Source organism: Allorhodopirellula heiligendammensis (assembly GCF_007860105.1).
GTDB classification, from domain to species: Bacteria; Planctomycetota; Planctomycetia; order Pirellulales; family Pirellulaceae; genus Rhodopirellula; species Rhodopirellula heiligendammensis.
The window spans coordinates 572,254-599,180 of the sequence record NZ_SJPU01000001.1 but is presented as its reverse complement, the minus strand read 5'-3'; the positions used below and the strand labels follow the sequence as shown (position 1 = coordinate 599,180).

Genomic DNA, 26,927 nt, shown 5'->3' with positions numbered 1-26,927 from the left:
GTTGGTGATCACCATCACAGTGTGTCCGGATTGGCGTCAGCGACGGCTTGATTCATGACCTCGATCGCCGCGTCTGTGTAGCGTTCGAACTCGTCGTGGAAGTGATTCATGGACGCTTCATCGGCGAAGAAAAACATTCGCTGATGGATCGGATCTCGCATGCCAAATCGTCGCTGGCCGGGGACAATCCTGCGTTCTTCGAAGAATCGGACAACGTCGATTTCATTGAGAACCGGCGTGTAACGCATCGGGTCGGCGAGAAAAACATCCATCTTCTCTGTCGAGCTGAATAGATATAACTTGCCTAGATGCACGACACCGAACTTGGGATTGCCTTCGATCCACTGATCTTCATCAATCACCGTGACGGCACAGAAACCCTCCATCGCAAGTTTCGGTGATGCATCCAATTCCGCATCCAACGCGGTCTGGGGGTCTGCAGTCGCTGGTGTTTCGGTTTTCATTCGCGCTGATGCGAGACTAGCGATGCCGCCACCTGGCATCTCTGCGGCAGGTTTCCCCACGGACGATTCAGAGGTGGACTGCATAGCCGGCGTCGCGGCGACCTCGTCAACCGGCCGGCTATCAATGTCGCTCTTGGGCAGGTTGGGCAACTCCACGTCAAGATGCTCAGCGCCTGCAATTTGCATCCCAGCAGCCGGTGTATTCGAATTGTTCGGGTACATCTCCGGCGAAAAGGCGGCCGGTGCGGGCATTTTGCTGCTCGCCTGCGTCAACATTGCGATGTACTTGGCTGGCTCCTGGGGACTGACCGTATGAGCCAGAGTCTCACCCTCCGGTGTGACCACGACGTCCATCGGGAACTTGGTCACCTTGAACATTTTCGCCAGGTCACGTGACTCGCTCGCATGAATCTTGACCGGCACAAAGCCGTTTGCGACAGCCGCCTCGACTTCCGGAGACTGAAACGCACCGGCTTCGAGTTTATCGCACCAGACACAGTTATCGGTGTAGAAATGGAGGAGTAACGGCTTGTTTTGAGCCTTGGCCTCGGCGTGAGCCGCCGTTAACTGGTCACGCCAGGGAATCTCTGCCGAGAGCGGTTGAAAGCATACTGAACTACCAGCGATGAGCACGCCAGCACGAACGATGTGGAGAGACTTGAGTTGTGTTAGCCAGGCCAGTCGCATTGGACAAAGTCCTTCTTGTCTGTTTGCAGGATTGCTCGGCCCCATGCAATCGCGGGGGGCTGTTCTCTGTCCATCGGTTATGCCGATGGTGAGGGTTGAGTGGAATCTACGGAATTTTCCGATTCCACCGCCAGGGCAGGCTTGGGGGAATGGGGAGCCAGGCTAAAATCGAACTAATATTCCGTCCCCATCATCGCTCCATCTGCCCGATTGCCGAGTTTCTGGTAGAGGGCGGGATCGACGGATAGACTCAAAAATCGAATCGAGCCGTCGGCGAAACAAAACTGGGCGCCCCCTGCATGGTAGCTGTCAAAGCCACCGACAAATTCAATGTCTGCCATCCGATCTTCGCTTGATGCGGTCAAGACCGGACCGCTGCCAGCGAGTCTCGGTCGTGGATAGGGTGCGATATCCGTGGCACCGGGCGTCATCGATTTGCCCGCAAACCAGCCGGTGTTGCGCAGCGATGCTCGCGTTCCCGAAGCCCACCCCAAGCTATCGAGCTGTGGCAGCATCTCACCGATCAAGATCGTGTGAGAGCTGCCGTCAGTGATTTCTCCATATCGCACATGGCTGTTCAGAAACATCAATCCCGTGTTGTTCGTGTCGATCGGGGCCTCGGTATGGTGATAGCAGCCCGCATAATTCGTCAGGCCAGAGGTGCCCTCCGTGTTGGGGGCGTAAGGTGATGACGGACAAATGAACGTGGCGATGGTCTGCTTCCGGGCTGGTGCGTTGGCGGCGTCATAGGTTCCCAACGAGATATCAAAATGATTGGCGATACCTTGCTGTTCGATGTAAGGGCACAACTGCACCAGATAGCCGACATCCTGTCCGACGGGTTCGTTCAAAACCGGTCCGGTTGGGTTGATGGATCCAGAGGGCAGGTGCTCCATCGAAAACTCGAAATTATGAACTGCAAGTCCCAACTGCGCCAGTTTGTTCGAGCAGGAGCAGCGGCGAGCAGCTTCTCGAGCCGCTTACACAACAGGCAACGTGCATCTGTTTGAACGCATGATGGGGCCAGTCGAATTTGACTGACATGGACCGCTCGCACGATCCTGCCTCAGGTCACCGCTAACATTACGATAGCGAGCGGTGGAATATTGAGCTTCAAACTCTGCTCACGCCCGTGGGCGGCCACGTCGTTACTCGTGATCTTTCCGAGATTCCCGACATTACTGCCCCCGTAAAGTTCCGAGTCGCTGTTAAGAATCTCCGTGTAGGTGCCCGCTTGGGGGACGCCGATCCGATATCCCACATGAGGCGCCGGGGTGAAGTTGAGCACCACCACGACTGCACCGCCGTCACTGGCAAATCGGCAGAATGTGAAGATGCTCTTGTCGGCATCATCTGCCGCGATCCACGAGAAGCCAGCCGGATCGCAATCCAGTTCGTACAGCGCCGGGTAGTCTTTGTAGATCCGATTCAAATCACCAATGAATCGTTTGATACCATCATGAACGTCAAACTGCAGCAGCGACCAGTCCAACTGGCTCTCCGCGTTCCACTCGGACGATTGTCCGAATTCGCAACCCATGAACAGTAGCTTCTTGCCTGGTGAAGCGTACTGGTATCCATAGAGCAAACGCAAATTCGCAAACCGCTGCCATTGATCGCCGGGCATCCGCGACAGCAGCGATCCTTTGCCGTGGACCACTTCATCATGCGACAGCGGCAACATGAAGTTTTCGCTGAACTGATACACCGAACGAAACGACAATTCACCTTGGTGGTACTTGCGGTAGATTGGGTCTCGCTTGATGTACTCCAGAGTGTCGTGCATCCAACCCATGTCCCACTTCATCCCGAACCCAAGTCCGCCAGTGTAGACGGGCCGGGAGACGCCACCGAACGAAGTCGATTCTTCCGCAATCGTCAAAACGCCTGGAAAATCCGCGTGCAAGTGAGTGTTAAAATGCTTCAAAAATTCAATTGCTTCGAGATTCTCATTGCCGCCAAACTGGTTAGGCACCCACTCACCGGCTTCTCGCGAATAGTCCAGATACAACATTGACGCGACAGCGTCGACGCGCAGTCCATCAATGTGATATTCCTTGCACCAAAACCGGGCGCTGGAATGCAAGAACTCGCGGACTTCCTGGCGTCCATAGTTGAAAATGTGCGTGTTCCAGTCCGGATGGAAACCTTGACGCGGATCGCTGTGTTCGTACAAGCCCGTACCGTCGAAGTGGGCCAAGCCATGAGCGTCGTATGGGAAGTGCGCCGGAACCCAGTCCACAATCACGCCGATGCCGTTGCGGTGGCAGTGATCGACAAAGTACCGGAACTCATCGGGACCGCCGAATCGACTTGTGGGGGCGAAATAGCTGGTCACCTGATATCCCCACGAGCCGTCAAATGGGAATTCCGTAATCGGCATCAGTTCGATGTGTGTGTAGCCTAGCTCTTTGACGTAATCGACCAGCATCGTGGCGAGTTCGCGGTAGCTGTGGTAGCGGCGGCCATCCCACGGACGTTTCCATGAGGAGAGTTGCACCTCGTAGACCGAAACGGGTTGCTGCAGCCAGTTGACCTGCCCGCGGCGGTTCATCCAATCGCCGTCATTCCACTGGTATTGGTCAAGATTGTGGATAATCGAGGCCGTCGCGGGTGGATGCTCGGCGGCGAACGCAAATGGATCCGCTTTATCGAGCACGGCTCCTGATTTTGTCTTGATTGCGTATTTGTACCGAGTTCCCTCGGTCGCGCCTGCAATGAACCCGCTCCATACGCCCGAGTCACTTCCTTGCAGCCAATCGCGACCTGCCTGCCAGCCATTTCCATCAGTTAACACGCTGACCTCGGTCGCGTTGGGTGCCCACACGGCAAACCGGGCTCCAGCCACACCGTCGCGCGTTTCTAAATGAGCACCGAGCCAATCGTAGCGCTCGTTGCGGGGTTCCGCGGCAACTGGCGATACTTCCGGCCGATTGACGACCGACGGTGCGCCGCCAGGCTGTCCCACGGCAGAATTCGCCCGATCCTGCTGGCTACCCTCTGCTGGAGTCGCTGTCGATTTTGCGTCGGTTGATTGGGAATCGGGCGATTTCATCAGGATTTACACCGTTGGTGAATAGGAATCAAGCATGTTGATATGGGCAAGTTTACCGCGCGAGGATGCCACTGTGTGATCAGCCCTCCGACGGCCAGATCGCCGCAAACTGGCGTTTTCGCCCGTTCGATCTCAATTGGCGAAAAATACTGCAAGCGACTGTCGCTTGGCGCTTCGTAGCTGCCTCATCTCGGTTCGTCACGCGAACCTCGGCGTCACAGCTCACCTCTTGGAAACAGCTCACTTCTCAGACCTTCGCCGCAAATGAGATACCGAAATCGTGCTGACGAGATTGCATCGCCCATCGCTGAGTGAAAACGCGAAAACGTCTGCCGCCGTTGAGCGCGGTGGGTTCTCCAGAAGGCTTGTCTTCGTACACTGTGGCGATTGGGCAGGATGCCACCTGGCACCGTGGCCATCAAATACCGTGGCCCTCTGGCACTGTCGCCATAGGGATGATTGCAGTTGGCTGAGGAGAATCAGGAATTGGTAGATAAAACGGCAGCGACGACACGCAGATCAGGGCGACCGGTTGCTCACGGCGCAATCTGCGAGCGGGTGTTCTGCGGCTGGGATCGACCGCTCATCCAACTCGCAGCAAAGTGGCTGCTCGAACAGCCAGAATCAGTGGCTCCCGCACCACTGGACCTGAGTTCTCTCGACGTCGTATTACCGTCGAGCCGGGCGTTATCTCGGTTGCGAGAGAAGTTGCAGTTCGCCGCCCATGCCAGTGGCCGCGAGTATCGTCCTCCTCGCTTCAATCTCGTCGGACGGCTTCCCAGCCTGTTGTATCGGCGACCGGCCGAGTGGGCCACCGACTTCGAACAAATTCTTGCCTGGGCTCGCGTGTTATCCGCATCCGATCCCGCAGCCTTGAAGACACTCGTACCGACACCGCCAGAGCCGGATGCGACAACGCCCTGGTTGGACTTAGCGGCCACCACACGACGGTTATGGACTACAATCGCAGCAGAGAACAGCACCTTCGAGAGCGTGCTAGAGAAGGCCGAATCCGGCGCCGATCGGCGCCGCTGGGAGTTCCTAGTCGATGCCATGAAAAGGTACCGCCATGAGCTGGAGGCTGCACAGCGATGTGACCCCAATGGTGCCGCGATTGAAAAAATCGCTCAACGCGAATGCCGCGCCTTGCGCCCCATCGTGCTAGTTGGCGCAACGGACCTCTCTGAAATGGTCAAGGCGATGTTAAGCCAGGTCGACACGCCAGTGACGGCACTGATTGCCGCGCCACCGTCATTGGCTGATCATTTTGATGAGATCGGTTGCCTCCTGCCCGAGCGTTGGAAGGACCACAAGTTGCCGATTCGCGATGAGCAGCTGATCGCCACCGGTCCCGTCGACGACCAATCGCAGGCGGTGGTTGAGTCGCTGGCTGATTTCGGCAGCCGACACAGCGTCGACGCCATTACCATTGGAGTGACTGACCGCTCGCAGACGGAACCAATCGAGAATCAATGCCGGTTGCTACGCGTGCCCACCTACCGGCACGTCGGTTGGACCGTCGCTGAAACCTCGGTCGGAAGATTGCTGGACCTGCTCGCAACCTACCGCCAACGTCGAACGTGGCGATCCCTCGCCGCACTCGTTCGGCATGCCGCGGTGTACACTTTGATCGATCGCCATTTCAGTGCCACTACGAGCGAGCGACAACGACCTCATGACCCTGCCGGTTGGCTGACGACGTTGGACCAATTGATGTCCGAGGCGTTCCCGCGCAGCGTTGACCTTCCCCTCCCCGCCACGCGTACCGAAACGGTCACGGCAGAAGCCATCCTCGGTGCTGTTGAGGACTGGCTGACCCCCTTGAATCGTCCCGCCCGCACGATTCGGCAGTGGAGCAAGGCGGTCGCCGAGGTACTCACTCGTGCTTACGCCGCCGAGACTGAGAGCGACGTGACAGGCCACGCGACGGGCGACCTGACGTCACCGGCCCTCACGAGCACCCTTGCGCGACTGGGGGATTTCGAGAACGTGAGTGAGGCACTCGATCCCGCCATTGATTCCCTCGCGGCCCTCGAGCTGATTGCCGGACGCGTTGGCGAAATTTCACTTGCCGACACGCCCGCCCCCGATAAGATCGAGATTCTGGGCTGGCTCGACTTGGCCCTCGATGACGCCCCGGCAATGGTGGTTTGTGGACTGAACCATCCCTTCGTCCCCGAGGCTGCATCATCGGATCCCTATGTACCGTCTTCGCTACAGTCAACCCTTAGCCAACGAATCAACGATCGACGTTATGCCCGAGACGTGCATGCCATGCATCAAATGCTTAGCATTCGCAAAGACGTTCGGTTTCTCGTCGGGACGCATTCCGCGGACGGATCCCCAACACCACCGAGCCGTCTGCTGGCTGCGTCCTCTGCCGATGATGCCGCCCGCCGCGTTTGCCGGATATTGACCGAGCCTCGGGAGTCCGTCCAAATCGTTCCACCAAACAGCGCTGCTGCGTCCGAGCGAAGCGGACATGACACGATGGGTTACTTCCGCCCACCGCCACCGCAACCCGGTCGCACGATCGAGACCTTGAGTGTGACGGCGTTCTCGGCCTACCTCGCCTGTCCCTATCGATTCTATTTGCGATACGTCCTGAAACTGAGGCCGTTGGATGATGGATCACTCGAACTTGCTGCGAACCAATTCGGCGATCTTGTGCACGGTGCACTCGAGAATTTCGGCGAGAGCAGTGCCAAGGACGAAGCCGATCCAGACAAAATCGCCGCCGAGCTCGTTGCCCAATTGCATCGTTATGCGGCCGAGCGATATGGCGACAATACCGCATCGACGGTTCAGTTGCAGGTTCGGCAAGCCGAACGTCGCTTGCAGACAGTGGCGTTGCGTCAAGCCGAAAGGATCGCGCAGGGATGGCGGATTCACAAAGTCGAAGCATCCGTTGACGAGCTCGACTTTGACCGCAAGACAAAGCGTCCCAAGCGTCCAACTGGAATCTTAATCGATGGCAAGTTCACTGGACTGCGAGGGCGATTTGACCGTATCGACTATCATCCGGAACTCGATCGATGGGCCATCCTCGACTATAAAACTCACGGGCACCTGCCAGAAAAAAAGCATCTTAAGAAGTTGCCCGATGGCTCGACGCAGTGGGTGGACTTACAGTTGCCGCTCTATCGTCGGTTCATCCCTGACCTGGGCATCGAGGCTGATCCTGCTGATGTTGAACTGGGATATTTCAACGTCGCCGAGAAGGATACCGAGACCAAAATTAATCTCGCCAGCTTCACCCAGGCGCAGTTTGACCAAGCCGACGAGCTGATCCATCACTGCGTGAGGCAGATCCGATCGTGTCAGTTTGAGCCGAATCCGGCCGGTGTGGAATTTGACGACTATGAAATGATGTTCAACGAGGCACTCAATACGATGCCGGCCGACGACGACAATCAAGCGAGCGAGGAGTCACCATGAACAATTCCAGAACGGACGTCGCCAATGCGGAACTCGTGAGTATAGAGCACGGCGAAACGCGTCCAGACGATGCGTTTGACGAACTGCTGCTCGGCCAGGACCTGCTCACTCCCGAGTTATTACGAGGCGCATTTGAACCCACGCTTGTGCGCGCCTCAGCGGGTACTGGCAAGACCTACCAGTTGACCGCCCGATTACTGAAAATACTGCTGACCGGCGCACCTCCCGAGACCGTGCTGGCGACCACATTTACCCGCAAAGCCGCAGGGGAAATTTTGACGCGGGTACTAGTGACGCTCGGCCAAGCCGCCGATCCCACAAAACCAGAGGCGCTAACGGCGTTACGCGACCAGGTCGGATTGCCGGGACTTCCCAGGCACGTTTGTGGTGACCTATTTCATCGGTTGCTCCGGAATATTCACCGGCTGCGAATCTGCACACTCGACAGTCTGTTTTCGCAACTCGCTCGTGCGCTACCATTTGAACTGGAGCTTCCTCCGGGGTGGCGATTGACCGACGATGTCGAAGAGGTCTGGCTGCGGCAGGTCGCCGTTGGCAACATGATCGACACCCTCAAACCCGCCGAGATCGAAACTCTGATTTCGATGCTTGGCCGCGGCGACGTCAAACGAAATATCGCCCGCGAGCTGATTACCGTTGTGGAAACGACGTACGCGATGGCCCGGCAGGCCGGCGTGGATGTATGGGACTTGATCCAGGTACCGACACGCCCGGAATCAAAATTGATCACCGCGACGGCGGGATCTTTTCGCATGGCATCTCCACCGCAGAAGTCTTTGCGAGAACTGCTCGAGAAGATGGCGGATCATCTCGACGCGCGTGACCTAGCACCGCTCATTGAACAAACTCTGCTTAAAAACATTCACAAATCGCGTCGACTCGATGAGGAAGTTAAGTACGGGCGAAGTAAATTTCCCGCAGAGATCGATTCCGGCTTTGACGTTTTGTATCAGTCTGTCCAATGCGAAGCCCTTTCGTTGTTAAGGAGCCAGAACCAAGCCACAGGTGGAGTTGCGGTGCACTACGAAGAAGCGATTTCCGAAGTCAAGCAATCCCAACGTGCATTTGCCTTCGATGATATCGCTGTTCGACTGGCTGGCATTTTTCGTAGTCTCGATGCAGAAACGATCCAGCGGCGGCTCGATGCCAACATCAACCATCTTCTCCTCGATGAGTTCCAAGACACCGCTCCGGTGCAGTGGCAGGTGCTCAAAGTACTCGCTCAGTCCACGGTGAAGTCTGATGCGAGTCCAGATGGCGTTACCACCGGAAGCCAGAGTCCGATCGATTCGCGTCGCAGCCATTCATTTTTCTGTGTGGGCGATACGAAACAGGCGATTTACGGCTGGCGCGGTGGCGTCGCTGAAATCTTTGATGCGGTTGATTCCAATATTGATGGGATCGTATCGAGTTCACAGGACAAAAGCTTTCGCAGTTCTGCGATCGTACTCGATGCCGTTACCGATGCCTTCCAGAACTTGACTCGGCATCCCCTCGCTGAGACACCGGCGAACAATGATCCTGCAGAGAAAGGCTGTTATGAGGCGACCGCGCTACAAACCTTCGCAACAAAGTTCCCCAAACATACCGCAGCCAGATCATTACCCGGTTTCGTACGGTTCATGACCGGACCGCTGATTGCGCCTAAGGAAAACGCGGATGTGCCAAAGGCTAAACCGGTCAAACCAACCGCCAAGGAAATCACCGATGCACTACTCGTCGAAGCCGCTAATCAAATTGAAGACCTGCATCGGCAGGCACCACAGTTAACCATTGGTGTTCTGACACGGACCAATGCGACCGTGGCGATGCTCATCGATCACCTGGAATCACGCGGGGTCGACGTCAGCGCAGAAGGCGGCAATCCCCTTTCAGATTCCGTCGCTGTGCGGTGGGTGCTTTCGGCACTGATGATGGTGGAGCATCCCGGCGACGGCCGCTGGCGGTTCCACATCTCGCACTCACCGCTAGCGAACTGCTTGCCGCTCGCAAACGATGACGCTCCTGATGCGGCAGCGAATCAACTGCGTTGTATGCTCGAGAACCTCGGGTTACCCGCCACAGTGCTGTTTCTCACCGAGGCATTGCGAACTGCCTGTGACGACCGCGAGTGTGGACGACTGAACCAACTCGTTGAACTGGCTACGTTGTATCGCCATACCGCTCGATCGCGTCTGCGAGATTTTGTTGATCTGGTCAACTCGAAACGGGTCCCGCGCCCGCGAGCAGCGGCGGTGCGCGTGATGACGGTCCATCAATCCAAAGGTCTGGAATTCGATGCTGTGTTCCTGCCTGAACTGCACAAGGATCTAATCGGCCAATCGCCCCAATGCATTGCCGACCTGCCCGATCTGGGCGCTCCGCCGGTCGGCATGAGCCGCAGCGTCAGTGAAAAACAATGGCACTACCTGCCGGAACGGTGGCAAAAAAACTTCGGTGCCAATATCACCTCCCGCATTACAGAGGCCCTCTGCTTACTGTACGTCGCGATGACTCGTTCCCGGCAAGGTCTCTATCTGCTCACTCCACCGGCGAACAAACCCGATTTCAATAACAAGAACTTTGCATCGCTGCTGTTTCATGCATGGAACCTTGCCTCGAATTCGGACATTGACCCCACTGCAGGACGCGAGATCTTGTTCGAACTTGGCAATGAGCGATGGTGGCAGAATGCCGAAGAGATCCAAACGGATACTACCACGAAACCATCACTTCAACGGCAGATTGCGTTCCTGCCCCTTGATGAAACACCACGGCGCAATGGGATGCACCTGGCTGACAGTAGCCAATCCTGCTAACGAACTGCCGTTTGGGGCGATCTCCTGACGAGCTGAGCCGTCGGTCGACATACGTAGCCAGATGGCTCCGTCCGGGGAAACTTCTCGCGGTAACGGGGTGAAAACTTACAAACACCTACCAATCATCGTGTGCTGAACACTAACTGAATTCGCCTTGGATGTAACGCTTGGTGGCATCCTCCTGCGGTGAATCGAAGAGTTCTTGTGTCTCTCCGAACTCTACGAGATAACCTGTCCGGCCGCCTTCACTGGTATCGACGTACATGAAGGCAGTATTGTTTGCCACACGTTTGGCCTGTTGCAGATTGTGGGTGACGATTGCAATCGTGTACTTCTCAGTAAGCTCACTGATGAGCTCCTCGATCCGCCGAGTGGCAATTGGATCGAGGGCCGAGCAGGGCTCATCCATCAGCAGGACTTCGGGTTCGGTCGCGATCGCCCGAGCGATACAGAGTCGTTGCTGCTGTCCGCCGGAGAGGGAGAGGCCGCTATTTTTCAGCTTGTCCTTGACCTCTTCCCAAAGAGCCGCCCCACGAAGAGCCTCTTCGACCTTCTCGCCAATATCGCCTCGATAGCGATTTAAGCGCAAACCAAAGGCGACGTTATTGAAAATGCTCATGGCAAACGGATTGGGCTGTTGAAAAACCATGCCGATGTACCGTCGTACGGCAACCGGATCAATATGCGCGTGGTAAATGTCCTTGCCTCGAAAGTGAACGTGCCCGTCGAAGCGAAAACCGCGCACCAGATCGTTCATACGATTCAGGCAACGGAGCGCACTGCTCTTACCGCAGCCGGATGGACCGATAAAGGCTGTTACGGACCCTCGATGGATTGGGATGTGGCTATCACGCACCGCCCGAAACGATCCATAGTAAAGATTTCGGATCCTACAATCCAATAGCAGGTCGCCATCTCCATTGGCCAACAAGTCTTCCACTTCATCGCTCGGTGTCGCAATCATGTTGGATTCTCCAAATTTCTACGTTAGGTTAGTTTTGTCTTATGTGAAATAATTTGTCCGGTGATATTGGTCGTCAGAACCATCAGCACCAAGATCAGTGATGCCGCCCATGCCATCTCAATCTGGTTCTCAAACGGCATTCCGGAAAAGTTGTAGATAAACACGGCGAGGGATGCGGTCGGCTCCATCACTTGCGATTGCCCATCTTCAAAGATCCAGTAGTTACTGAAAAGTGCTGTGAATAACAGCGGTGCGGTCTCACCAGCGGCTCGCGCGATCGCCAACATCACACCCGTTAAAATGCCGGGCAGCGCAGTTGGCAATACAATTTTCCAAGCCACCTGGGTTGGCGTGCACCCCATGCCGATGGCGGCTTCTTTCATCTTCGTGGGTACCATTCGCATCGCCTCTTCGGCGGTCAAAATAATCGTCGGCAGCATCAACAGCGACAACGCGACCCCGCCTGCCGGAGCAGAATACGTTCCTGTCGCTACGACAACGGCGGCATACGCGAACACACCGGCCAAAATCGATGGCAGACCAGTCAACGTTTTGGCGCAAAACCGAGCGACCGACGCTGTTTTAGACCCCGCACCAAACTCAGCTAGAAAGATGGCAGTCAAGACACCGCTGGGGATGGAGATGACCGCTGCGATTGCCACGATCACGATGGTTCCGACGATCGCATTGCCGAATCCGCCGCCGGATTCAAACCCGGTCGGCGGCAACTCCGTAAACAGTTCCAGCGACAATTTCTTGCCACCTCGATACACCAGCATGACGAGCACACTCAACAATGGGACGCATGCCACGACCGTCGCCAGAAACGCCCCTATACTCAGCGCCGCACTGATCATGGTGCGTGGATGACGTAGCGACCGATCGAGTTTCGGAAAATCAATCTCAGCGAACTCGGTCGTGATTTCATCGGGTGTCATCAGTGAGCCACTCCCGTTAGGCGAGCAGATGCTCGATTGAGCACGACAGCACCACAGATGTTGACGGCCAACGTGATCGCCAGCAGAACGAGGGCGGCATACATCAGCACCGGCTCTTCCAATGCAGTCGCCTCAGGAAAATGGTTTGCCAAGAGGGCGGCAAGCGTGTTCCCGGGAGAGAACAGCGAAACGCTCATCTGGTTGGAGTTGCCAACCAACATCGCCAAGGCCATCGTCTCTCCTAGAGCGCGGCCGAATCCCAGAACGAGAGCACCGAAAATCCCCTTCGACGCCGTGGGCAAGATGACTCCGAAGATCGCTTCCCACCGAGTTGCCCCCAGTCCGTAGGCGGCCTCCTTCAGCTTGCTGGGCACGTTGCTCAAGGATCCACGCGAGATCGCTGTTACCGTGGGTAAAATCATGATGGACAACACCAACGCCGCCGGTAGCATGCCCGGACCTGAGAGCGAAGTGCCAAACAGTGGGCACCAGCCCAGGTGACTATGGAGCCAGTTCGCCACAGGCCGGATCATCGGGATGACGACAAAGATTCCCCATAGGCCATAAACCACGCTGGGGATTGCTGCCAATAACTCGACGATGTTCTTAAATACCCACTCGACCTTGGAAGGCAAAAAGTTTTGCGTTAAGAAGATTGCAATCGAAACACCAAAAAATCCACCAATCAGCAGTGCCAAGATCGAACTATAGAGAGTTCCCCATATCTCTGGTAACACACCGAATTGGCCCTTCTGCAAATTCCAGGTAGTCGACGTCAGAAACGACAGCCCATGCTCGCGGATCGCGGGCAACGCTTTTCCAGCGACTTCGTAGACAATGAAAAAGACCAGTGCAACGGTGAGCCATGCAAAGATACGAGTAAACTGGCGGAACACGCGATCATTCGCGACATCAAACTTGGTGGGAGCCGTCGACACCGACGCTCGCGACTCCCACTCGGCGGACTTAGACATCAGTTCACTTTATTCGAATGAATGGAATCGAGTTTCGCTTGCACGGATTCGATGACGTTTGGCGGGAGTGCCACGTATCCCATCTCGGGAGCGGAACTCTGCCCTGTCGTCAGGCACCAACGAACCAAATCTTTGAGTGCCTGAGCCTTGTTCTCATCATCATACTTTTGATAGCAGAGCAGCCATGTGTAACTGACGATCGGGTATGCCTGTTCGCCGACCGGATCGGGCAACCACGCCCGCATGTCCTCTGGCATCGCAACGGTAGCGAGCGCTGCTGCGGCATTCTCAAGGGTCGGCGCAATCACCTTACCCGATTGGTTCTCAAGCCCTGCCATTGGCAGCTTAGCCTGGGCCGCAAATCCGAACTCGACATAACCAATGGCGCCGGGTGTCTGCATGATCGTCGCCGTCACACCATCGTTTTTAGGTGCAGCAATGAACTTGTCACTCTCGGGCCAACTCACGCTCTTTCCAGTTCCAGGCCCGCTCGCAAATCCCTTACTGATGGCTGATAGGTGATTTGTAAAAACATAGGTCGTCCCGCTACTGTCGGCTCGAACAACCACTGTGACCGGCAAGTCAGGCAGATCGGCGCCCTCATTCATCTCCGCGATCACAGGATCGTTCCAGCGGGCGATCTCGCCGAGAAAAATTTTGCTGTATGCTTCACGAGACAACTTCAGTGGCTGCTCAAGGCTCGGTAAATTGTAGGCCAGCACCACGCTACCGGCAGTCAATGGCAGTAGCACTACGCCCGCATCGACCTGAGATATCTCGTCGTCATTCATCGCAGCGTCACTGGCCGCAAAATCGACGGTATGCTCAATGAAGTCCTTAATACCACCGCCACTGCCCTTTGCTTGATAGTCAACCCTGACGCCCGGCGTCTCTGAGCTAAACTGTTTGAACCAGTGACCGTAGAGGGGCGCAGGGAAACTCGCCCCAGAACCCTGTAGTTTCACATGAGAGGTATCTCCCGTTGCACCGGAGCTATCCGACGAGCGTGACGGGCCGCAACCAGCAACCATTGCCAATCCGAGTAGCGTATTAAGAATCGATACCGACTTGAGCACAAAGGGCCTCTTTGGTTACGTGCCACTGGATGATTTGAAATTCAGGTTCTTACTTGTAGTTTGAGCTACTGCCCGTGGGAACCTTCCTTAACGAAATATTCACACTGTTCCCCGTCCCGGTCGCAACTGACAATCCCCACTAGACTGGGAGGCGAATTCATACGTGGAATCCCGGGAAAAAACGTGATTTTCACTGCTGCTTGGGTCGCAACGCTGCCGTGATTTTCGCCCCGCAAAGAGATAAAACGGAGCTCTCAGCAACGGCAGGTAGGGCACCCTTCCTGATGATTGCTCCAATCGTTCTGTTTGGAACAAGCGAGTCAGCATCGCGAGATGGTCAGGGGTCAAAAACACATTGTCGAAGGCAAACCAGTGTGTCCAGAAAGTGCGTTGGCACCAATGGTGCTGACGCTGCGGCGCTGATGCGAACTTTCTCGAAACCGTAAAATCAACCACTGCGATCGTTCCACCAGGCTTCAACAGACGTTGGGCGACCAAGATCGCCTCGAACCAGTCTGGGATCATCGTCAGCGAGTATGAAAACGTAATCACATCAACACTCGCGGGCGGCAGCTCGAATTGGGTAGCGTCGCACAGATGCACTCTGGCTTGCGTGATAGCGCGCTCTTGCATTCTCCGTTGGGCGACCTCGAGGAGCGACGGTGCGAGATCAACGAGGTGAATCGCTCTCAGGCGAGACACCGAATCGCCTGCAAAAACAACGTTTTCGCCCGTTCCCGCACCCATGTCTACCCACACACCATCATCGGGAAACTCAAGGCTGCCGATCAGCCGTTCGCGCCCGTGAAGTAATCGCGAGCGGAAGGAGTCATAGCTGTCTGCCTGACCACGATAAAAGCTTTCTAATCGCTCGGCATGGGTGTGCCCACGTACCGGGCGTAACAGCAAATGCCAAAGCACCTTTAAGTCCTCACTTAGTTTAATTCTGGGTGAAGTGATGCTCACGCGGCGACTCCCTTAGCACCAGTACTGGCTGCATGCTTGTGCAGGTCGGTGATATAGAAACTGCCATAGGTATTGACGCGGTCGCGCTGGTGCAGCTGCTCGGCTAGCTCAGATTGATAATGAAGAACTTCCCCCAGGGCGACTTGCAATCCATCTACCTTGATTCGCAGTGGATCGACGAAGTCCACTTCGAGAGCTGCACTTCGCCACAGAATGCGAGAGTTTTCCGCCGCGCGATCAAATATACTCTGCCATTCGGCGGCCAACTTTTCTGGATAGCGATCGTAGAGCCAATCCATATGATCGAGTAACACAAACCGCGAGACCTCACATTCTGAGCGATTTAAAAATCCCTCCACCGTGGTCGTGTGGGTCGAGATCCGCTCCGCCAATCCATTTTTGAGCAGCATAAAATTTGCTGGCTTGAGGTATTCTGGGCAACAGGTGCTTGAGTACTGGCCTGTCAAATAAACTCGCCAGAAATAATTGTCGCGGAGCGATACATTCCTGAACACGCTCTCGATCCGATCTTGAATAAAGCCAGTAATTCCTCCTGGGTACCCTCGCTGGATCTGGTCTCGCTGACTGCGTGGAACACCGAGCATCGCCATCGTCGACTCGCGCCGCAACGCCCAACGCAGCGGTTTACTCCAGAGCAGTTCACTGACGCCTCTGGTCACGAATATCTCCTGTTGGTGCTCGACCGACGGTGCCTCCAACATATCGAGCACGGCATCGCGTAGTCCTGGCATGCGATCCATGTAAGCATTGATAATCCAAGCAAACAAGCCAGAGGTACCGCGAAAGTAAAAGCTGCCTCGACGGTGACTCTTTTCAAAGAAATCCAAGCGTTTGTCCCAAATATCTTGGTATTTTTCATCGAGTCGACCTCGCACTGCATCGAAGTACATCGATCGCCAATCGGGGTTCCCGCCTTCACCAAACACGGTGAAAAACTCACTGAATGACAACGCGCTGATGGCCGCCATCTTCAATTCGAGCAAAGCATTCTGCAATGGATTCATATCAACGGCAAACACATTCTGGGGCCCATCGAGGGCATAGTCCAATGCATTGCAGCCCGCTGAGGTGATCACCAGCACATTGTCGCTCTCACCGAGATTGAGGGCCTGACGATCCAGCCGGGGGTCTTCCCAACAGGTGTTGTAAACCAGGTTTCGTTGATGCACGGCTGAGAAGCATCTTCGTCCGATCCATTGAGTAATCATCGATTATCAGTTCAAACTAGGGAAACCAAAGAAGTGTCAACTTAAGCTGCAAAGTCTTTTTCGCCGACGTGCTGAGGAAGTCGCTGCGACGCGTTCAAACGCCGTCCATTGGCACGTCCTTCAAGCCGGGGGAGCGAGAGCACCTGCTCCTCGGCATAGCGAGAGACCAAGCGAATTTCACCGTCATGGTCCTCAATGAGGCCCGTACAATTTTCCACCCAATCTCCGGTGTTGCAGTACAGCATCGAGTCGGAGTAGCGGATTCCCGGTGTATGGATATGTCCACAAACGACGCCCTCACATGACTGCTGACGAGCGTGATGCATGATTTTTGATTCGTACTGGCTAATAAATCGGATGCCACGCTTGACTCGATTCTTAAGCAGTGCGCAAGCTCCGTACGGATTCCGGCTCTGATTCATCATCCAGCGATGGGCCCACCAATTGACGCTTAAGCAGGCGTCGTAGAACACAGAGCTCCCTTTCGAGACCCATTGTGCTTGCGTTTCAAAACAATCGAATAGATCGCCATGGGTAACCAGGAATCGCCAGCCCCTGAGTGTTTCGAACACAAATTCATTCGCAATCTGAAGTTGCCTGAACTCAGGTGGCAGGGCCATGCGAAACATGGGGTTCCGCAGAAATGCATCATGATTGCCGGGAACGTAAAACACCTGTGCTCCTCGCTCTGCGAGCATGAGCAGATGCGATATCGTATCGTCGCAAGCCGTCGACCAGTGCCAGCCGGAGTTGATTTTCCAGGTGTCGATAAAGTCGCCGACAATGTATAGTTTGTCGGGTGCGAAGCCTTGCAGGAACTCCAAAAACTCCTTCGCTCTGGAGTGCTTACACCCCAGATGCACGTCGCTGACCAGAAGGGTACGTACTGGCCGAATCTCCATGTCAGTCACGCCCTTGGTCCTGTATTCAAAGTAACAAGCAATTGGCTTCTTCACTGAAAGTGACTTTAGCACTCGATGATGTCGTTTCTGTTAACTCAGCCAATAGGTTCGATGAATTCGGACAGTTTTTTCACAGGCACCTTCGACCCAGCTTGGCTGCACGGAACTGGAACGCCCACACTCAGCCGCTCACCTTTTGTCCACACGAGTGCTTTCTGCAATCATGATTGACTTTGAATTGATCACGGGACCGAATGGGGTCCCAATCTATTTCCAGCGTCTGCCGGTCAACACCGTTTCGATGAACTGGCTCGTGTTCGTCGGCAGTGCCGACGATGACCAAGCCGGAGGTCACGGCGTCTATCACTGGTTTGAGCACATTCCCTCTCGGGGAACTCACAAGTTTCCGGGCGGGTATCGAGACACGGAAGCTCGATTGGTACGCCACGGTGGGGACAGTGATGCAGAAACGGGATCCACGCATACCTCGTTCAGCGCCAACGTTCCTAAACGCGTGTGGGCGGACGCGCTGGAGGTACTCGCTGATATGGTGGGCCAACCACTGTTGCGGATTGACGATATCGAAGCTGAACGCGAAGTCATCCTGCAGGAGATCGGCGAATGGCATTCTGATCCATATCATCACTCGCTGTGCCGATTGCCAGGTCTGCTATGGCCTGGGCATCCGCTCGGTCACGATCAACTCGGTACCGCCAAACAATTGCGAGCCATTGATGCCAATCAACTGCGTCACGCCCATGCATCGGGATACTCACGCAACCGCTCAGTGCTGTTTCTGGCGGGCGACATCGAACGCCAACAATTGCTCGAGGTTGTCGGTGGGTGTATGGAACAAATGCCTGACCATCCCCTTTCCGAACGCAGGTGCCCGGCCAACTATGGTCCATTGCCGACCTGGCAGGCGGGACAGACGACAACCATCCATACCTCGCACGCGGATTCCGTCGTCTACTTGCTGTTCCCCATTGGACCGCTGTGCGAGGGCATCACTGCGCGGCTGCAGTGGGATTTTCTCGAACACGTGTTTTCCGCTGGTGACCTGGGATCACCACTGAATCGCCTGGTTCGCGAAGATGAACGACTGGCATATTCACCTGATTTCATCAGCACGACCTATCCTGATGGCGGTTATGCTGGCCTCGTCACGCAAACGAGCGCAGAGCCGGAGCGGGTACTCGACGCGTTCTGGCGGCTGATCGGCAGTCCAGAATTGCGATCACAACAGTGGCTCGATTACGTTCGCGACACTATCCGCGGCAGCATCGAGATGCACGATCCTCATGCCTGCGAATACACCGATGAGGGCAGTGCGTCGCTCATTCACTATGGTCAATGCATCACCGACGCCGACTTCGCCACGACAATGCTCGGCTATAGGGATCGCGATGTCAGCCTCTGGCTCGACGCACTCCAGCCCAGCGCTGCGCACGCGCTCATCTTTCGCGGGTGCGGTGAGCAAGAGTAGCGACCCCGGGGCACCCTGAGCCCCCTCATCGCCCGCCCGAATTAGCACGCCATTTTGCGTTCGATGAATGCGCATAAAAAAAAGGCTGTCCAAACAAACTGTTTCGACAGCCCTTTCAAGCCAAAATCAATCTGGCTACGCGGAGGAAGAACTATTTCTTCTTGCCCTTCTTGCCTTTTTTGCCCTTGCTCTTCTTACCCTTGGACTTCTTGCCCTTCAGGTCCTTGGCTTTCTTGCCTTTTTTACTTTTGCTTTTCTTGCCTTTTTTACCAGCCATGTCTCGTCTCCTTCAATGGTTTGCCGTACGCGGATGCGAACGACCTCGTTTGCGCCGGCGAGAACACCCCTCCGACGATACTACTCAGGTTCAGCAATCGATACCCATATCAAGAATCCTCCGAAAGTTGCCGACGAGCTTCTTGCACGAGCACACGCCTGGCCCAATTGCTCAGCGACCGCTCGTCCGCGCTACACGCCGACTCCAGCAACGCCAGCTCTTTCTCCGAAACGCGCAAGTTGATCCTCTCGGTGAGTTTCTTGTTGGCTTTCGACTTTTCTTTGGATTTTGTCATGATCTCTCTCTGCCTCACATACAAACCAGCATACGCCGTATGACATTGGCAGTCAATGCATGACTTTGTGAATCTTGGGAAATTTGGTTTCGACCTTGAAACTGCCTGGGTGCCCCGCTCACAGGCGAAACTAGCGACCTCGCCCGACAGGCCCTGCTGCTCAAATAGGGTTCGATTTGCTCGCGGACCGAACCACAAATGGAGCCGACCGATGCGGAGGGGGCGGCACCACTGCACTGTGAATGAATCGCTTTGCATCAATGCTGGAACGTTCTCCGGCCCAGCTCTGTAGGGACCATTGCTGAGTTCTGCCTTCAGTCACAAAATTCCAGATGAGCTTCGCGACCATACGGGCATCCAGCCCAATCCAAATCGACAGATGAAGTTGGCGTGAAGTTTTTTAAACTGCATCGCAATGCATGTATGCGACCGACCGGTTCTATCTATGCTTGCTGCCAGTGACTGACTGTTTTGAATCGCCCCCGATGGAATGATATGAATCAGTCGCCTGCCATCGATTTCAGTAGCGAGCGTCAATTTGGAACGACCACGAATCACCGCCATGAACGAATCAGATCTGTTGAGAATCCGTGAAGAAATCCTTGACTCCATCGATGAGGAGTTTGAGGCAGAACTAGAGGAAGCGATCTCGGATCGCGATCCAAATTCGCAGGAGGACCGCGAATTGACCCGGCGAAACTATTTTCGGCATCTCCTGCAATTACAGCAAGAGTTGATCAAATTGCAGGCCTGGGTCGTCGAAACGGGTGCCAAGGTTGCTGTCGTCTTCGAGGGTCGAGATGCCGCTGGAAAGGGTGGCGCGATCAAGCGGATCACACAGCGGCTCAATCCGCGAGTTTGCCGCGTGGTTGCTCTGACGGCGCCGTCGGAGCGAGAAAAAACCCAGTGGTATTTCCAACGTTACGTTCCTCATCTTCCCGCCGCCGGGGAAATCGTGCTCTTCGATCGCAGTTGGTACAATCGGGCGGGGGTCGAGCGTGTGATGGGCTTCTGCACCCAGGATGAATACGAAGCCTTCTTTCGCGACGTACCAAGCTTTGAACAAATGCTCGTCGACTCGGGAATCCATCTGGTCAAATACTGGTTTTCCATTTCCGACGAGGAGCAACAATTTCGGTTTCAGTGCCGAATCAGCGACCCTCTCAAGCAATGGAAACTCAGCCCAATGGACCTTGAGTCGCGGCGTCGCTGGGAGCAATATACTGAAGCGAAAGAGGTGATGCTGCAGAAGTCCAACCTGCCATTCTCGCGGTGGTGGATTGTTGAAGCGGATAACAAGAAACGGGCTCGGCTCAACTGCATCGGACACCTGCTGAAGCAGATCCCATATCAGGAGACCGAAAACGCAGCAGTAGAAATGCCGCCGCGTGAACGACACGATCATTACGAGAGAAAACCACTACCTGACGACATGTTTGTTGAGTCAGTCTTCTAGCTTTGCACCCCCGAAGACTGCGTAGCGGACGATCGCACGCAGTTGAGTCGCCAACCGCCACTACACAGCCTCATCCTCCCTGAGTCGCAGACAGCTCCATCAGTGCCGATCTCAGGGCTTCGCTATTCAATCCCGATCCCGTGGGGTTGCCTGCCGGGGAACCTTCATTGGGTTGCGCTTCGCGGCCGCGCAGGTGGATGCCCGCGATCGCTCCGGAGTCGAACAGCAGAGGAGCCCCTTCAGTCGCTCGAAAGGAGATTTTCGCGTTTTCGAACGTATAAGAGATCGAACCGGATGGGTCAACCGTGTTCACGGTGACAGCATGGCACTTTTGACTCGCTGATGCGCCGGCAAAGAGCGCCGTCACCAGCCACAGGCGTTGCCCAGTGTGGACGGACTCATTGGAGAACTTGAACGCATTCCCGTTCAGATTCGGTCCCGTGTTGAGTGCGATGATATCGAGATCGACCCACCTCTGTTGTTCAGAATCTGCGTCGACCGGTGTGAGCGGAGCACCGACTGCTTTGATAGCGTCAGTCGCTCCAAAGGCATCGCCGACATGCGTCGACTGAATCGCTGACGCCCATTCGCTAGGTCGAATATCACGACTCAACCCGGTTGCGGTTCCGTACAGGTGGGCTGCCGTCACGAGATAAGTCTTCCCTTCGGCGTAGGGCTGGGCTAAGAACGCCGTCCCGACGGTGGTTCCTGAAGATACATTCCCAGCATCGGTTTTAAAAAACGGCCGCCAGACGGAGTACTCGGGAACGTCGGGCGAACCCTCTATTCGAGCGGGTTGATGGATATGCATTCGCGATCGATCGATCGCAGGTGACGAGTCGCATCCGAGTAGCCCCAGGCTCGGTACCATTGAGAGTGCCACGAGAGCTGACCATTTTTTTTGTCTTATGCGCATTGCTATCTCTATTATCAAGTTGACTGTCTATCCACCGCGTGGATGCAAATAACGCCACCTCCTCAGAGGTGGCGTCGTGAAAACATATAAGGTACTGGTGTCAGGCAGGGCTACATGCCCGATTCCTGCTCTCTCACTTCTTCATCATGTTTTTGACTTTCCGCTTCCATCGCAGCGTCAATGGGTGGTGGGGGCGGTGGCCCACCACAGCCGCACTGCATACTGCATCCCATCACCACCAACAACAAACACATCTTGTACTTCACTTGCAAACTTCGCATTATAGTTTTCCTTCGTCGATGACTTCGCCATCATTAATCAGACACAATTGTTTCCACACAGTCGCATCGACTGAGAATGAATAGAATCGAACGGATCCATCGCAGAATCCGGCGTTGAGTCCGCCCATGTGAGCGGCGCCGAAGTAGCGATTCCAGTTTGTTGATCCGCCCTCCTCGGGGGCATAGGTTTCTTGGTCAGCGCGGGGTGGGAAGTGCCAACGGACCACACATTCGTCCCAGCCAGCATTATTCCACCGTTCATTGTCACCACCGTCCAAACCATGCTGAGAGGGATGCAACGCCTTCTCGGAGAACAGGAGCGACATGGAGGTGCCATCGGTGATATCGGCGAGGGTTCGCTTATCTCCGAGGCCTGGCCAAACGATGGCTCCGCCACGTTGACGTGCCAGTCCACCATTCGGAGCGGTGCGTGTTCCTTCGGCGGGAGCACCGAGCGGAGCCTCGGGGATGAAATCGATCACGGAATCCGGTCGACCGTGGTAGAATCCAGCACTACCTGCGTAGTCCGTGCGCCCGTAAAAGGCACTACCGTAGCCCTTGGGTGACCGCCGGGATGGGCAATAGAATCCTGGCACGAGCTGCTGGGCAACCACATTTTCATTGCCATTTCCCGATTGCGTGGCCCAGAATGGAGGGTCATCGCGGCCGAGTTCATAGATATTGTTGCCTTCCATGAAAGGCAGAATTTTGTATTGAGCACTCCATCCTCTGCGGGTAGACGCTCGACAACACACGTCGTCTTTTGGATTGCCCGCTGTCGTAGGAGCTTCGCTCGGATACTCGACTGCTTCCCGGTCACCGTCGATGGGGCCCTCTGGCAGTTTATTGTAGGCACTTTCGAAATTCAGTGATGCCAGCCCCATCTGCTTCAGTTTATTGGAACATTGCATCCTGCGAGCCGCTTCACGGGCAGCCTGTACGGCAGGCAACAGTAATCCGACCAAGACCCCAATGATCGCGATCACCACGAGTAATTCCACCAATGTGAATGCACGTCGGCGACTCAACAATCGTGTCGCTGGCAAACATGCCCCTCTAATATTTGTCGTCATCGATTCTCCTCTGCAAAATGTAAGAGACTGATTTGCACGTGGCTGGAAAGCGTTCCAAACATCGTGTCGAACGATTCGACGATGCATCGTCCGATGTGCTGATTCGAGCAACTGCCCGCAAACCCGCCTAGTGCTTTCGAGCGTGAAAACAGAGGTCTTCATCGAGACTTCATGGACTTGGCGGATTTGTTAAGTTTGGGGTCACAACTGTGTTAATAATTGATGTCGATTCGCTGATATTTCGCTCACAGAAGCATTGTGGCCGGATGCCAACACAACTGCTAACCTGATGTCGAACAGGTCGGCGTCTGCCGCTGACGGTTGAATCCGCGTGAGGGCAATACGTTCGCGTTCGGTAATCGTGCCGATGGCGTGCGGCGTCTTTGGCAATTGGACGCCCGACTGACCGGTTGCAGTTCTTGGTTGATTCAAGCGGCTGTTCATCAGCGGCGCGCGGCAAAGATTGCCCCTCGATCAGACTACTCATTCAAGCAGGCGTCACCCATGATCCAATCCAATCCCCCCACAAGCAACTCGATCGATCCATTACGCAATGTTTATCACGATTCTGTGATTGACATCGCCCAACATCGCGAACTGCTGATCTCCCGCAACGCCGCTCTGTTGTGCATCGACCTGCAGTACCTCGATGCGGCACCAGGACATGGAGTATTCGCGACCCCCGATCAAGGCGGCGTATCGGCAGAGGGGCAAGCCTACTATTTCGATCGACTTGAGAAAACAGTTCTTCCGGGCGTGCGCGAACTGCAAGACGTCTTTCGCTCACATGACTTAGAAGTCATCCACACGCGCATCCAGGCTTTGACGCAGGATGGACGTGACCGCAGCAAAGGGCATAAGCGTCTGAACCTGCTGGCCGCCCCCGGATCGCGTGATGCCGACTTTCTAGAACAAGTAGCTCCCAAACCGCAGCGGGACGAAATTGTGATCAACAAGACGGCCAGCGGGGTGTTTTCATCAACCAACTTGCATTACGTCCTCAACAATATGGGGATCGAGGCTCTGTACATTGTGGGGGTCTACACGAACGAGTGCGTCGAAACTACCGTGCGTGATGCGTGCGACCTGGGTTATCTGGTGACTTTGGTCGAAGACTGTTGCGCGACCGTTACCCCCGAACTCCACGAGGCCTCATTGGCGACGCTGCGCGATCGATACGCGCGCGTGATGACACTACGCGATACAATCGGCACCGTCGAGCGTTTGATTCCAGTTACAGAGGCAACATGATGCAGATGAAGAAAGTAGCAACTTTGGTTCTCGTTTTTGGTTTGATGTCGCCCATCAATCGCGTGATTGCCGAACACCTGCCCATCGCCAAACCGGAATCGGTAGGTATGCGAGCGGATCGTTTAGCAGAGATTCAACCGCTGATGATTGCCGGGATTGAGCGCGGCAACCTGCCCGGCGGCGTCGTATGTGTTGGCCGCCATGGAAAGATCGCGTATCTCGAGGCGTTTGGGCATCGATTCGTCGGCGATGATCCTGAAAAGATGACTGTCGACACTGTCTTTGATCTGGCATCATTGACCAAACCGGTATCGACGGCGACAGCTATCATGAAACTTGTCGAAGACGGGCACTTTTTGCTCAACGATCGAGTTACCCGTTTCCTTCCGGAGTTCGCCCCGCACGGCAAAGACGAGATCACGATCCAGGATCTGTTACTGCACCAGAGTGGATTGATTCCCGACAATGCGCTCGCTGACTACCTGGATGGTCCTGACACGGCGTGGGAGCGCATTTGTCAACTCAAGTTAACCGGTCCAGTTGGCAAGCGTTTTCGCTATTCAGACGTCAACTTCATCGTCCTAGCGAAATTAGTTGAGGAAGTTACCGGCAAAAACATCCACGAGTTTTCGCGCGCGACAACGTTTGCCCCGTTATTAATGGACGAAACCGGCTACAACCCCTCGGACGATATTAAACTCCGTACCGCACCAACGCAGCAGCGTGACGGAGATTGGATGCGAGGGGAGGTTCACGACCCGCGAGCGTACGCGCTCAACGGCGTTGCAGGACATGCGGGACTTTTTTCGACTGCCAAGGATCTCGCTAGCTATTCGCAAATGATGTTAGGACAGGGAACACTTCATTTCGAAGACAAGAAAATCCGCGTCCTGGCACCTGCCACCGTTCGAAAGATGACCGCTGCATACCGCGTCTCGTCGGGTACACGCGGACTCGGTTGGGACAAACAAACACCCTACTCCAGCAACCGCGGTGACCTGCTCTCGATGAGTGCCTACGGGCACGGCGGATTCACTGGTACCGTTCTCTGGATCGATCCAGAACTCGACCTGTTTTTTATCTTTCTCAGCAACCGTGTTCATCCCGACGGAAACGGAAGCGTGAACCATCTCGCCGGTCATATTTTGAACGTCGTGGCAAGCTCGATTGTCGACGAACCTCGACCGGTGACACACGAAGTACGTCTGGGGATCGATGTGCTCCGCTCAGAAGGTTTCCGAGCACTGGCTGATCAACGTGTCGGTCTGATCACCAATCACACAGGTTGCAGTACCGATGGCGAGAGCACCACGGCAATCCTGCAATCGGCTCCCGGCGTCTCGCTGACAGCATTATTCAGTCCCGAACATGGAATTGCTGGAAAGCTCGACCAATCGAAGATCGCAGATACCCGCGACGCGGAGACTGGCCTGCAGGTGTTTAGTCTCTACGGGTCCACTCGCCGTCCGACACCCGCGATGCTCGCGGAGATCGATACGCTCGTCTTCGATATCCAGGACATTGGGACCCGGTTCTATACCTACATTTCGACCATGGGTGAAGCGATGCAGGCGGCTAGTGAGGCCAACAAGCGGTTTGTTGTTCTCGATCGCCCCAATCCACTGGGCGGCCTGGTGGTCACCGGGCCCATGCTCGATCCAGGCAAAGAGTCGTTCGTTGGGTACCTTCGTCTGCCTGTTCGGCACGGTATGACGATCGGCGAGATCGCTCAGCTGATCAAGGCGGAACAGAACCTCGAGCTCGATCTAGAAGTGATCCGCTGCCAGGGTTGGCGGCGGAACGACAGCTGGGATCGAACGAACCTGACATGGATCAATCCCTCACCCAACATGCGCAGTCTCGTCGCAGCCTTCCTGTATCCCGGTATCGGGCTGCTGGAGATGACCAATCTCTCGGTGGGTCGAGGAACGGACACACCCTTTGAAGTCGTGGGAGCCCCCTGGATCGATGGACGCGAACTCGCACGCCAGCTCAATGGTCGCGAGCTCCCAGGTGTAAGATTTGTACCCATCGAGTTCACACCCGACTCCAGCCGATACAGCGGTCAGGCTTGTGAGGGTGTGAACATCGTCGTAACGAACCTCCAGCAACTTGAATCGGTTCGCGTGGGGATCGAAATCGCGACGAGTCTCCAAGACCTTTTCCCGCATGATTGGCAGACTAAAAATCTCAATCGCCTGCTCGGCAACGACGCCGTTTTCCACAGCATCACCAGTGGCAACGATGGCATGACGACGTGGATGAAATCACTCGACGGTGTCTCAGCGTTTCGAGCCTCACGGCAGGAATACTTACTTTACGAATAGAACCTCGATAGCTTGCTCGATGTCGATGGTAGTTGACTCGCCCTGGTCGCGAA

At 55.4% G+C, this 26,927-nt stretch carries 22 protein-coding genes; 6 read left to right on the top strand and 16 right to left on the bottom strand.

The window, feature by feature from the left end; genetic code table 11:
• Window positions 1-14: 14 nt before the first annotated feature.
• From Poly21_RS02310 to glgB, 3 genes are all read right to left on the bottom strand, one after another.
• Window positions 15-1,151 carry a thioredoxin fold domain-containing protein gene (locus tag Poly21_RS02310; protein ID WP_146405408.1) on the bottom strand — a complete coding sequence of 379 codons (1,137 nt, stop codon included), beginning with the start codon at window positions 1,149-1,151 and terminating at the stop codon, window positions 15-17.
• Window positions 1,152-1,324: 173 nt separating this feature from the next.
• The gene (locus tag Poly21_RS02305; RefSeq protein ID WP_436967468.1) at window positions 1,325-2,080 is read right to left on the bottom strand and encodes a DUF1559 domain-containing protein; all 756 of its coding nucleotides are present in this window, start codon (window positions 2,078-2,080) and stop codon (window positions 1,325-1,327) included.
• A 137-nt stretch (window positions 2,081-2,217) separates the two neighbouring features.
• Window positions 2,218-4,206, bottom strand: a complete 1,989-nt coding sequence (gene glgB / locus Poly21_RS02300; protein WP_146405407.1) for a 1,4-alpha-glucan branching protein GlgB — start codon at window positions 4,204-4,206, stop codon at window positions 2,218-2,220.
• A 465-nt stretch (window positions 4,207-4,671) separates the two neighbouring features.
• Here glgB and Poly21_RS02295 point away from each other — a divergent pair, with 465 nt between their 5' ends.
• Window positions 4,672-7,644: a PD-(D/E)XK nuclease family protein gene (locus tag Poly21_RS02295; RefSeq protein ID WP_302117291.1), complete on the top strand. Its 2,973-nt coding sequence runs from the start codon at window positions 4,672-4,674 to the stop codon at window positions 7,642-7,644.
• Window positions 7,641-10,463 (top strand): UvrD-helicase domain-containing protein, encoded by a 2,823-nt coding sequence (locus Poly21_RS02290; protein ID WP_146405406.1) that lies wholly within the window; start codon window positions 7,641-7,643, stop codon window positions 10,461-10,463. The genes Poly21_RS02295 and Poly21_RS02290 overlap by 4 nt, the downstream gene beginning before the upstream one ends.
• Before the next feature lie 139 nt (window positions 10,464-10,602).
• On the opposite strand, the gene pstB is transcribed toward Poly21_RS02290, so the two are convergent.
• The 7 genes from pstB to Poly21_RS02255 all read right to left on the bottom strand — a co-directional run bounded on the left by pstB (window position 10,603) and on the right by Poly21_RS02255 (window position 17,584).
• Window positions 10,603-11,427, bottom strand: a complete 825-nt coding sequence (pstB, locus tag Poly21_RS02285; protein ID WP_146405405.1) for a phosphate ABC transporter ATP-binding protein PstB — start codon at window positions 11,425-11,427, stop codon at window positions 10,603-10,605.
• A gap of 23 nt (window positions 11,428-11,450) precedes the next feature.
• Entirely contained in the window at window positions 11,451-12,365 is a 915-nt protein-coding gene (gene pstA, locus Poly21_RS02280; RefSeq protein WP_146405404.1) for a phosphate ABC transporter permease PstA, read from the bottom strand.
• Entirely contained in the window at window positions 12,365-13,339 is a 975-nt protein-coding gene (gene pstC / locus Poly21_RS02275) for a phosphate ABC transporter permease subunit PstC (protein WP_146405403.1), read from the bottom strand. Before pstC ends, pstA begins: the two co-directional genes overlap by 1 nt.
• Window positions 13,339-14,415 carry a phosphate ABC transporter substrate-binding protein PstS gene (gene pstS, locus Poly21_RS02270; RefSeq protein ID WP_302117290.1) on the bottom strand — a complete coding sequence of 359 codons (1,077 nt, stop codon included), beginning with the start codon at window positions 14,413-14,415 and terminating at the stop codon, window positions 13,339-13,341. The genes pstC and pstS overlap by 1 nt, the downstream gene beginning before the upstream one ends.
• 99 nt (window positions 14,416-14,514) lie before the next feature.
• Window positions 14,515-15,381, bottom strand: a complete 867-nt coding sequence (locus tag Poly21_RS02265; protein ID WP_302117289.1) for a class I SAM-dependent methyltransferase — start codon at window positions 15,379-15,381, stop codon at window positions 14,515-14,517.
• Window positions 15,378-16,571 carry a BtaA family protein gene (locus tag Poly21_RS02260; RefSeq protein ID WP_302117288.1) on the bottom strand — a complete coding sequence of 398 codons (1,194 nt, stop codon included), beginning with the start codon at window positions 16,569-16,571 and terminating at the stop codon, window positions 15,378-15,380. The genes Poly21_RS02265 and Poly21_RS02260 overlap by 4 nt, the downstream gene beginning before the upstream one ends.
• Window positions 16,572-16,651: 80 nt before the next feature.
• Window positions 16,652-17,584, bottom strand: a complete 933-nt coding sequence (locus Poly21_RS02255) for a UDP-2,3-diacylglucosamine diphosphatase (protein ID WP_302117287.1) — start codon at window positions 17,582-17,584, stop codon at window positions 16,652-16,654.
• Between the two features lie 151 nt (window positions 17,585-17,735).
• Between Poly21_RS02255 and Poly21_RS02250 the strand changes: the two genes are divergently transcribed.
• Entirely contained in the window at window positions 17,736-18,998 is a 1,263-nt protein-coding gene (locus Poly21_RS02250) for a M16 family metallopeptidase (RefSeq protein WP_146405401.1), read from the top strand.
• Between the two features lie 151 nt (window positions 18,999-19,149).
• On the opposite strand, the gene Poly21_RS02245 is transcribed toward Poly21_RS02250, so the two are convergent.
• Entirely contained in the window at window positions 19,150-19,275 is a 126-nt protein-coding gene (locus Poly21_RS02245) for a hypothetical protein (protein WP_302117284.1), read from the bottom strand.
• A 109-nt stretch (window positions 19,276-19,384) separates the two neighbouring features.
• Window positions 19,385-19,570 (bottom strand): hypothetical protein, encoded by a 186-nt coding sequence (locus Poly21_RS02240; RefSeq protein WP_146405400.1) that lies wholly within the window; start codon window positions 19,568-19,570, stop codon window positions 19,385-19,387.
• 562 nt (window positions 19,571-20,132) lie between these two features.
• Between Poly21_RS02240 and ppk2 the strand changes: the two genes are divergently transcribed.
• Window positions 20,133-21,026, top strand: a complete 894-nt coding sequence (gene ppk2, locus Poly21_RS02235; protein WP_146405399.1) for a polyphosphate kinase 2 — start codon at window positions 20,133-20,135, stop codon at window positions 21,024-21,026.
• 70 nt (window positions 21,027-21,096) lie between these two features.
• Here the strand turns inward: ppk2 and Poly21_RS02230 are convergent, their stop codons facing one another.
• The 4 genes from Poly21_RS02230 to Poly21_RS26955 all read right to left on the bottom strand — a co-directional run bounded on the left by Poly21_RS02230 (window position 21,097) and on the right by Poly21_RS26955 (window position 23,728).
• A complete protein-coding gene (locus Poly21_RS02230; protein ID WP_146405398.1) occupies window positions 21,097-21,837 on the bottom strand; it encodes a hypothetical protein in 741 nt (246 codons plus the stop codon).
• 215 nt (window positions 21,838-22,052) lie between these two features.
• Window positions 22,053-22,223 carry a hypothetical protein gene (locus tag Poly21_RS26960; protein WP_302117282.1) on the bottom strand — a complete coding sequence of 57 codons (171 nt, stop codon included), beginning with the start codon at window positions 22,221-22,223 and terminating at the stop codon, window positions 22,053-22,055.
• Entirely contained in the window at window positions 22,223-23,296 is a 1,074-nt protein-coding gene (locus Poly21_RS02225; RefSeq protein ID WP_146405397.1) for a DUF1559 domain-containing protein, read from the bottom strand. Before Poly21_RS02225 ends, Poly21_RS26960 begins: the two co-directional genes overlap by 1 nt.
• 201 nt (window positions 23,297-23,497) lie before the next feature.
• On the bottom strand, window positions 23,498-23,728 hold the full coding sequence (locus tag Poly21_RS26955; protein WP_302117281.1) for a hypothetical protein: 231 nt from the start codon (window positions 23,726-23,728) through the stop codon (window positions 23,498-23,500).
• 72 nt (window positions 23,729-23,800) lie between these two features.
• On the opposite strand from Poly21_RS26955, the gene Poly21_RS02220 reads away from it, so the two are divergent.
• Together Poly21_RS02220 and Poly21_RS02215 are read left to right on the top strand one after the other, a co-directional pair.
• Window positions 23,801-24,547, top strand: a complete 747-nt coding sequence (locus tag Poly21_RS02220; RefSeq protein ID WP_146405396.1) for a cysteine hydrolase family protein — start codon at window positions 23,801-23,803, stop codon at window positions 24,545-24,547.
• Window positions 24,544-26,874 carry an exo-beta-N-acetylmuramidase NamZ domain-containing protein gene (locus Poly21_RS02215; RefSeq protein ID WP_146405395.1) on the top strand — a complete coding sequence of 777 codons (2,331 nt, stop codon included), beginning with the start codon at window positions 24,544-24,546 and terminating at the stop codon, window positions 26,872-26,874. Before Poly21_RS02220 ends, Poly21_RS02215 begins: the two co-directional genes overlap by 4 nt.
• Window positions 26,875-26,927: the final 53 nt, after the last annotated feature.

Excerpts from the sequence above, each read along its gene's own strand:
- Poly21_RS02310 (WP_146405408.1), bottom strand. The coding sequence starts at position 1,151 with ATGCGACTGGCCTGGCTAACACAACTCAAGTCTCTCCACATCGTTCGT.
- glgB (WP_146405407.1), bottom strand. The coding sequence starts at position 4,206 with ATGAAATCGCCCGATTCCCAATCAACCGACGCAAAATCGACAGCGACT.
- Poly21_RS02290 (WP_146405406.1), top strand. The coding sequence starts at position 7,641 with ATGAACAATTCCAGAACGGACGTCGCCAATGCGGAACTCGTGAGTATA.
- pstB (WP_146405405.1), bottom strand. The coding sequence starts at position 11,427 with ATGATTGCGACACCGAGCGATGAAGTGGAAGACTTGTTGGCCAATGGA.
- pstA (WP_146405404.1), bottom strand. The coding sequence starts at position 12,365 with ATGACACCCGATGAAATCACGACCGAGTTCGCTGAGATTGATTTTCCG.
- pstC (WP_146405403.1), bottom strand. The coding sequence starts at position 13,339 with ATGTCTAAGTCCGCCGAGTGGGAGTCGCGAGCGTCGGTGTCGACGGCT.
- Poly21_RS02250 (WP_146405401.1), top strand. The coding sequence starts at position 17,736 with ATGATTGACTTTGAATTGATCACGGGACCGAATGGGGTCCCAATCTAT.
- Poly21_RS02245 (WP_302117284.1), bottom strand. The coding sequence starts at position 19,275 with ATGGCTGGTAAAAAAGGCAAGAAAAGCAAAAGTAAAAAAGGCAAGAAA.
- Poly21_RS02240 (WP_146405400.1), bottom strand. The coding sequence starts at position 19,570 with ATGACAAAATCCAAAGAAAAGTCGAAAGCCAACAAGAAACTCACCGAG.
- ppk2 (WP_146405399.1), top strand. The coding sequence starts at position 20,133 with ATGAACGAATCAGATCTGTTGAGAATCCGTGAAGAAATCCTTGACTCC.
- Poly21_RS02230 (WP_146405398.1), bottom strand. The coding sequence starts at position 21,837 with ATGCATATCCATCAACCCGCTCGAATAGAGGGTTCGCCCGACGTTCCC.
- Poly21_RS26960 (WP_302117282.1), bottom strand. The coding sequence starts at position 22,223 with ATGCGAAGTTTGCAAGTGAAGTACAAGATGTGTTTGTTGTTGGTGGTG.
- Poly21_RS02225 (WP_146405397.1), bottom strand. The coding sequence starts at position 23,296 with ATGACGACAAATATTAGAGGGGCATGTTTGCCAGCGACACGATTGTTG.
- Poly21_RS02220 (WP_146405396.1), top strand. The coding sequence starts at position 23,801 with ATGATCCAATCCAATCCCCCCACAAGCAACTCGATCGATCCATTACGC.
- Poly21_RS02215 (WP_146405395.1), top strand. The coding sequence starts at position 24,544 with ATGATGCAGATGAAGAAAGTAGCAACTTTGGTTCTCGTTTTTGGTTTG.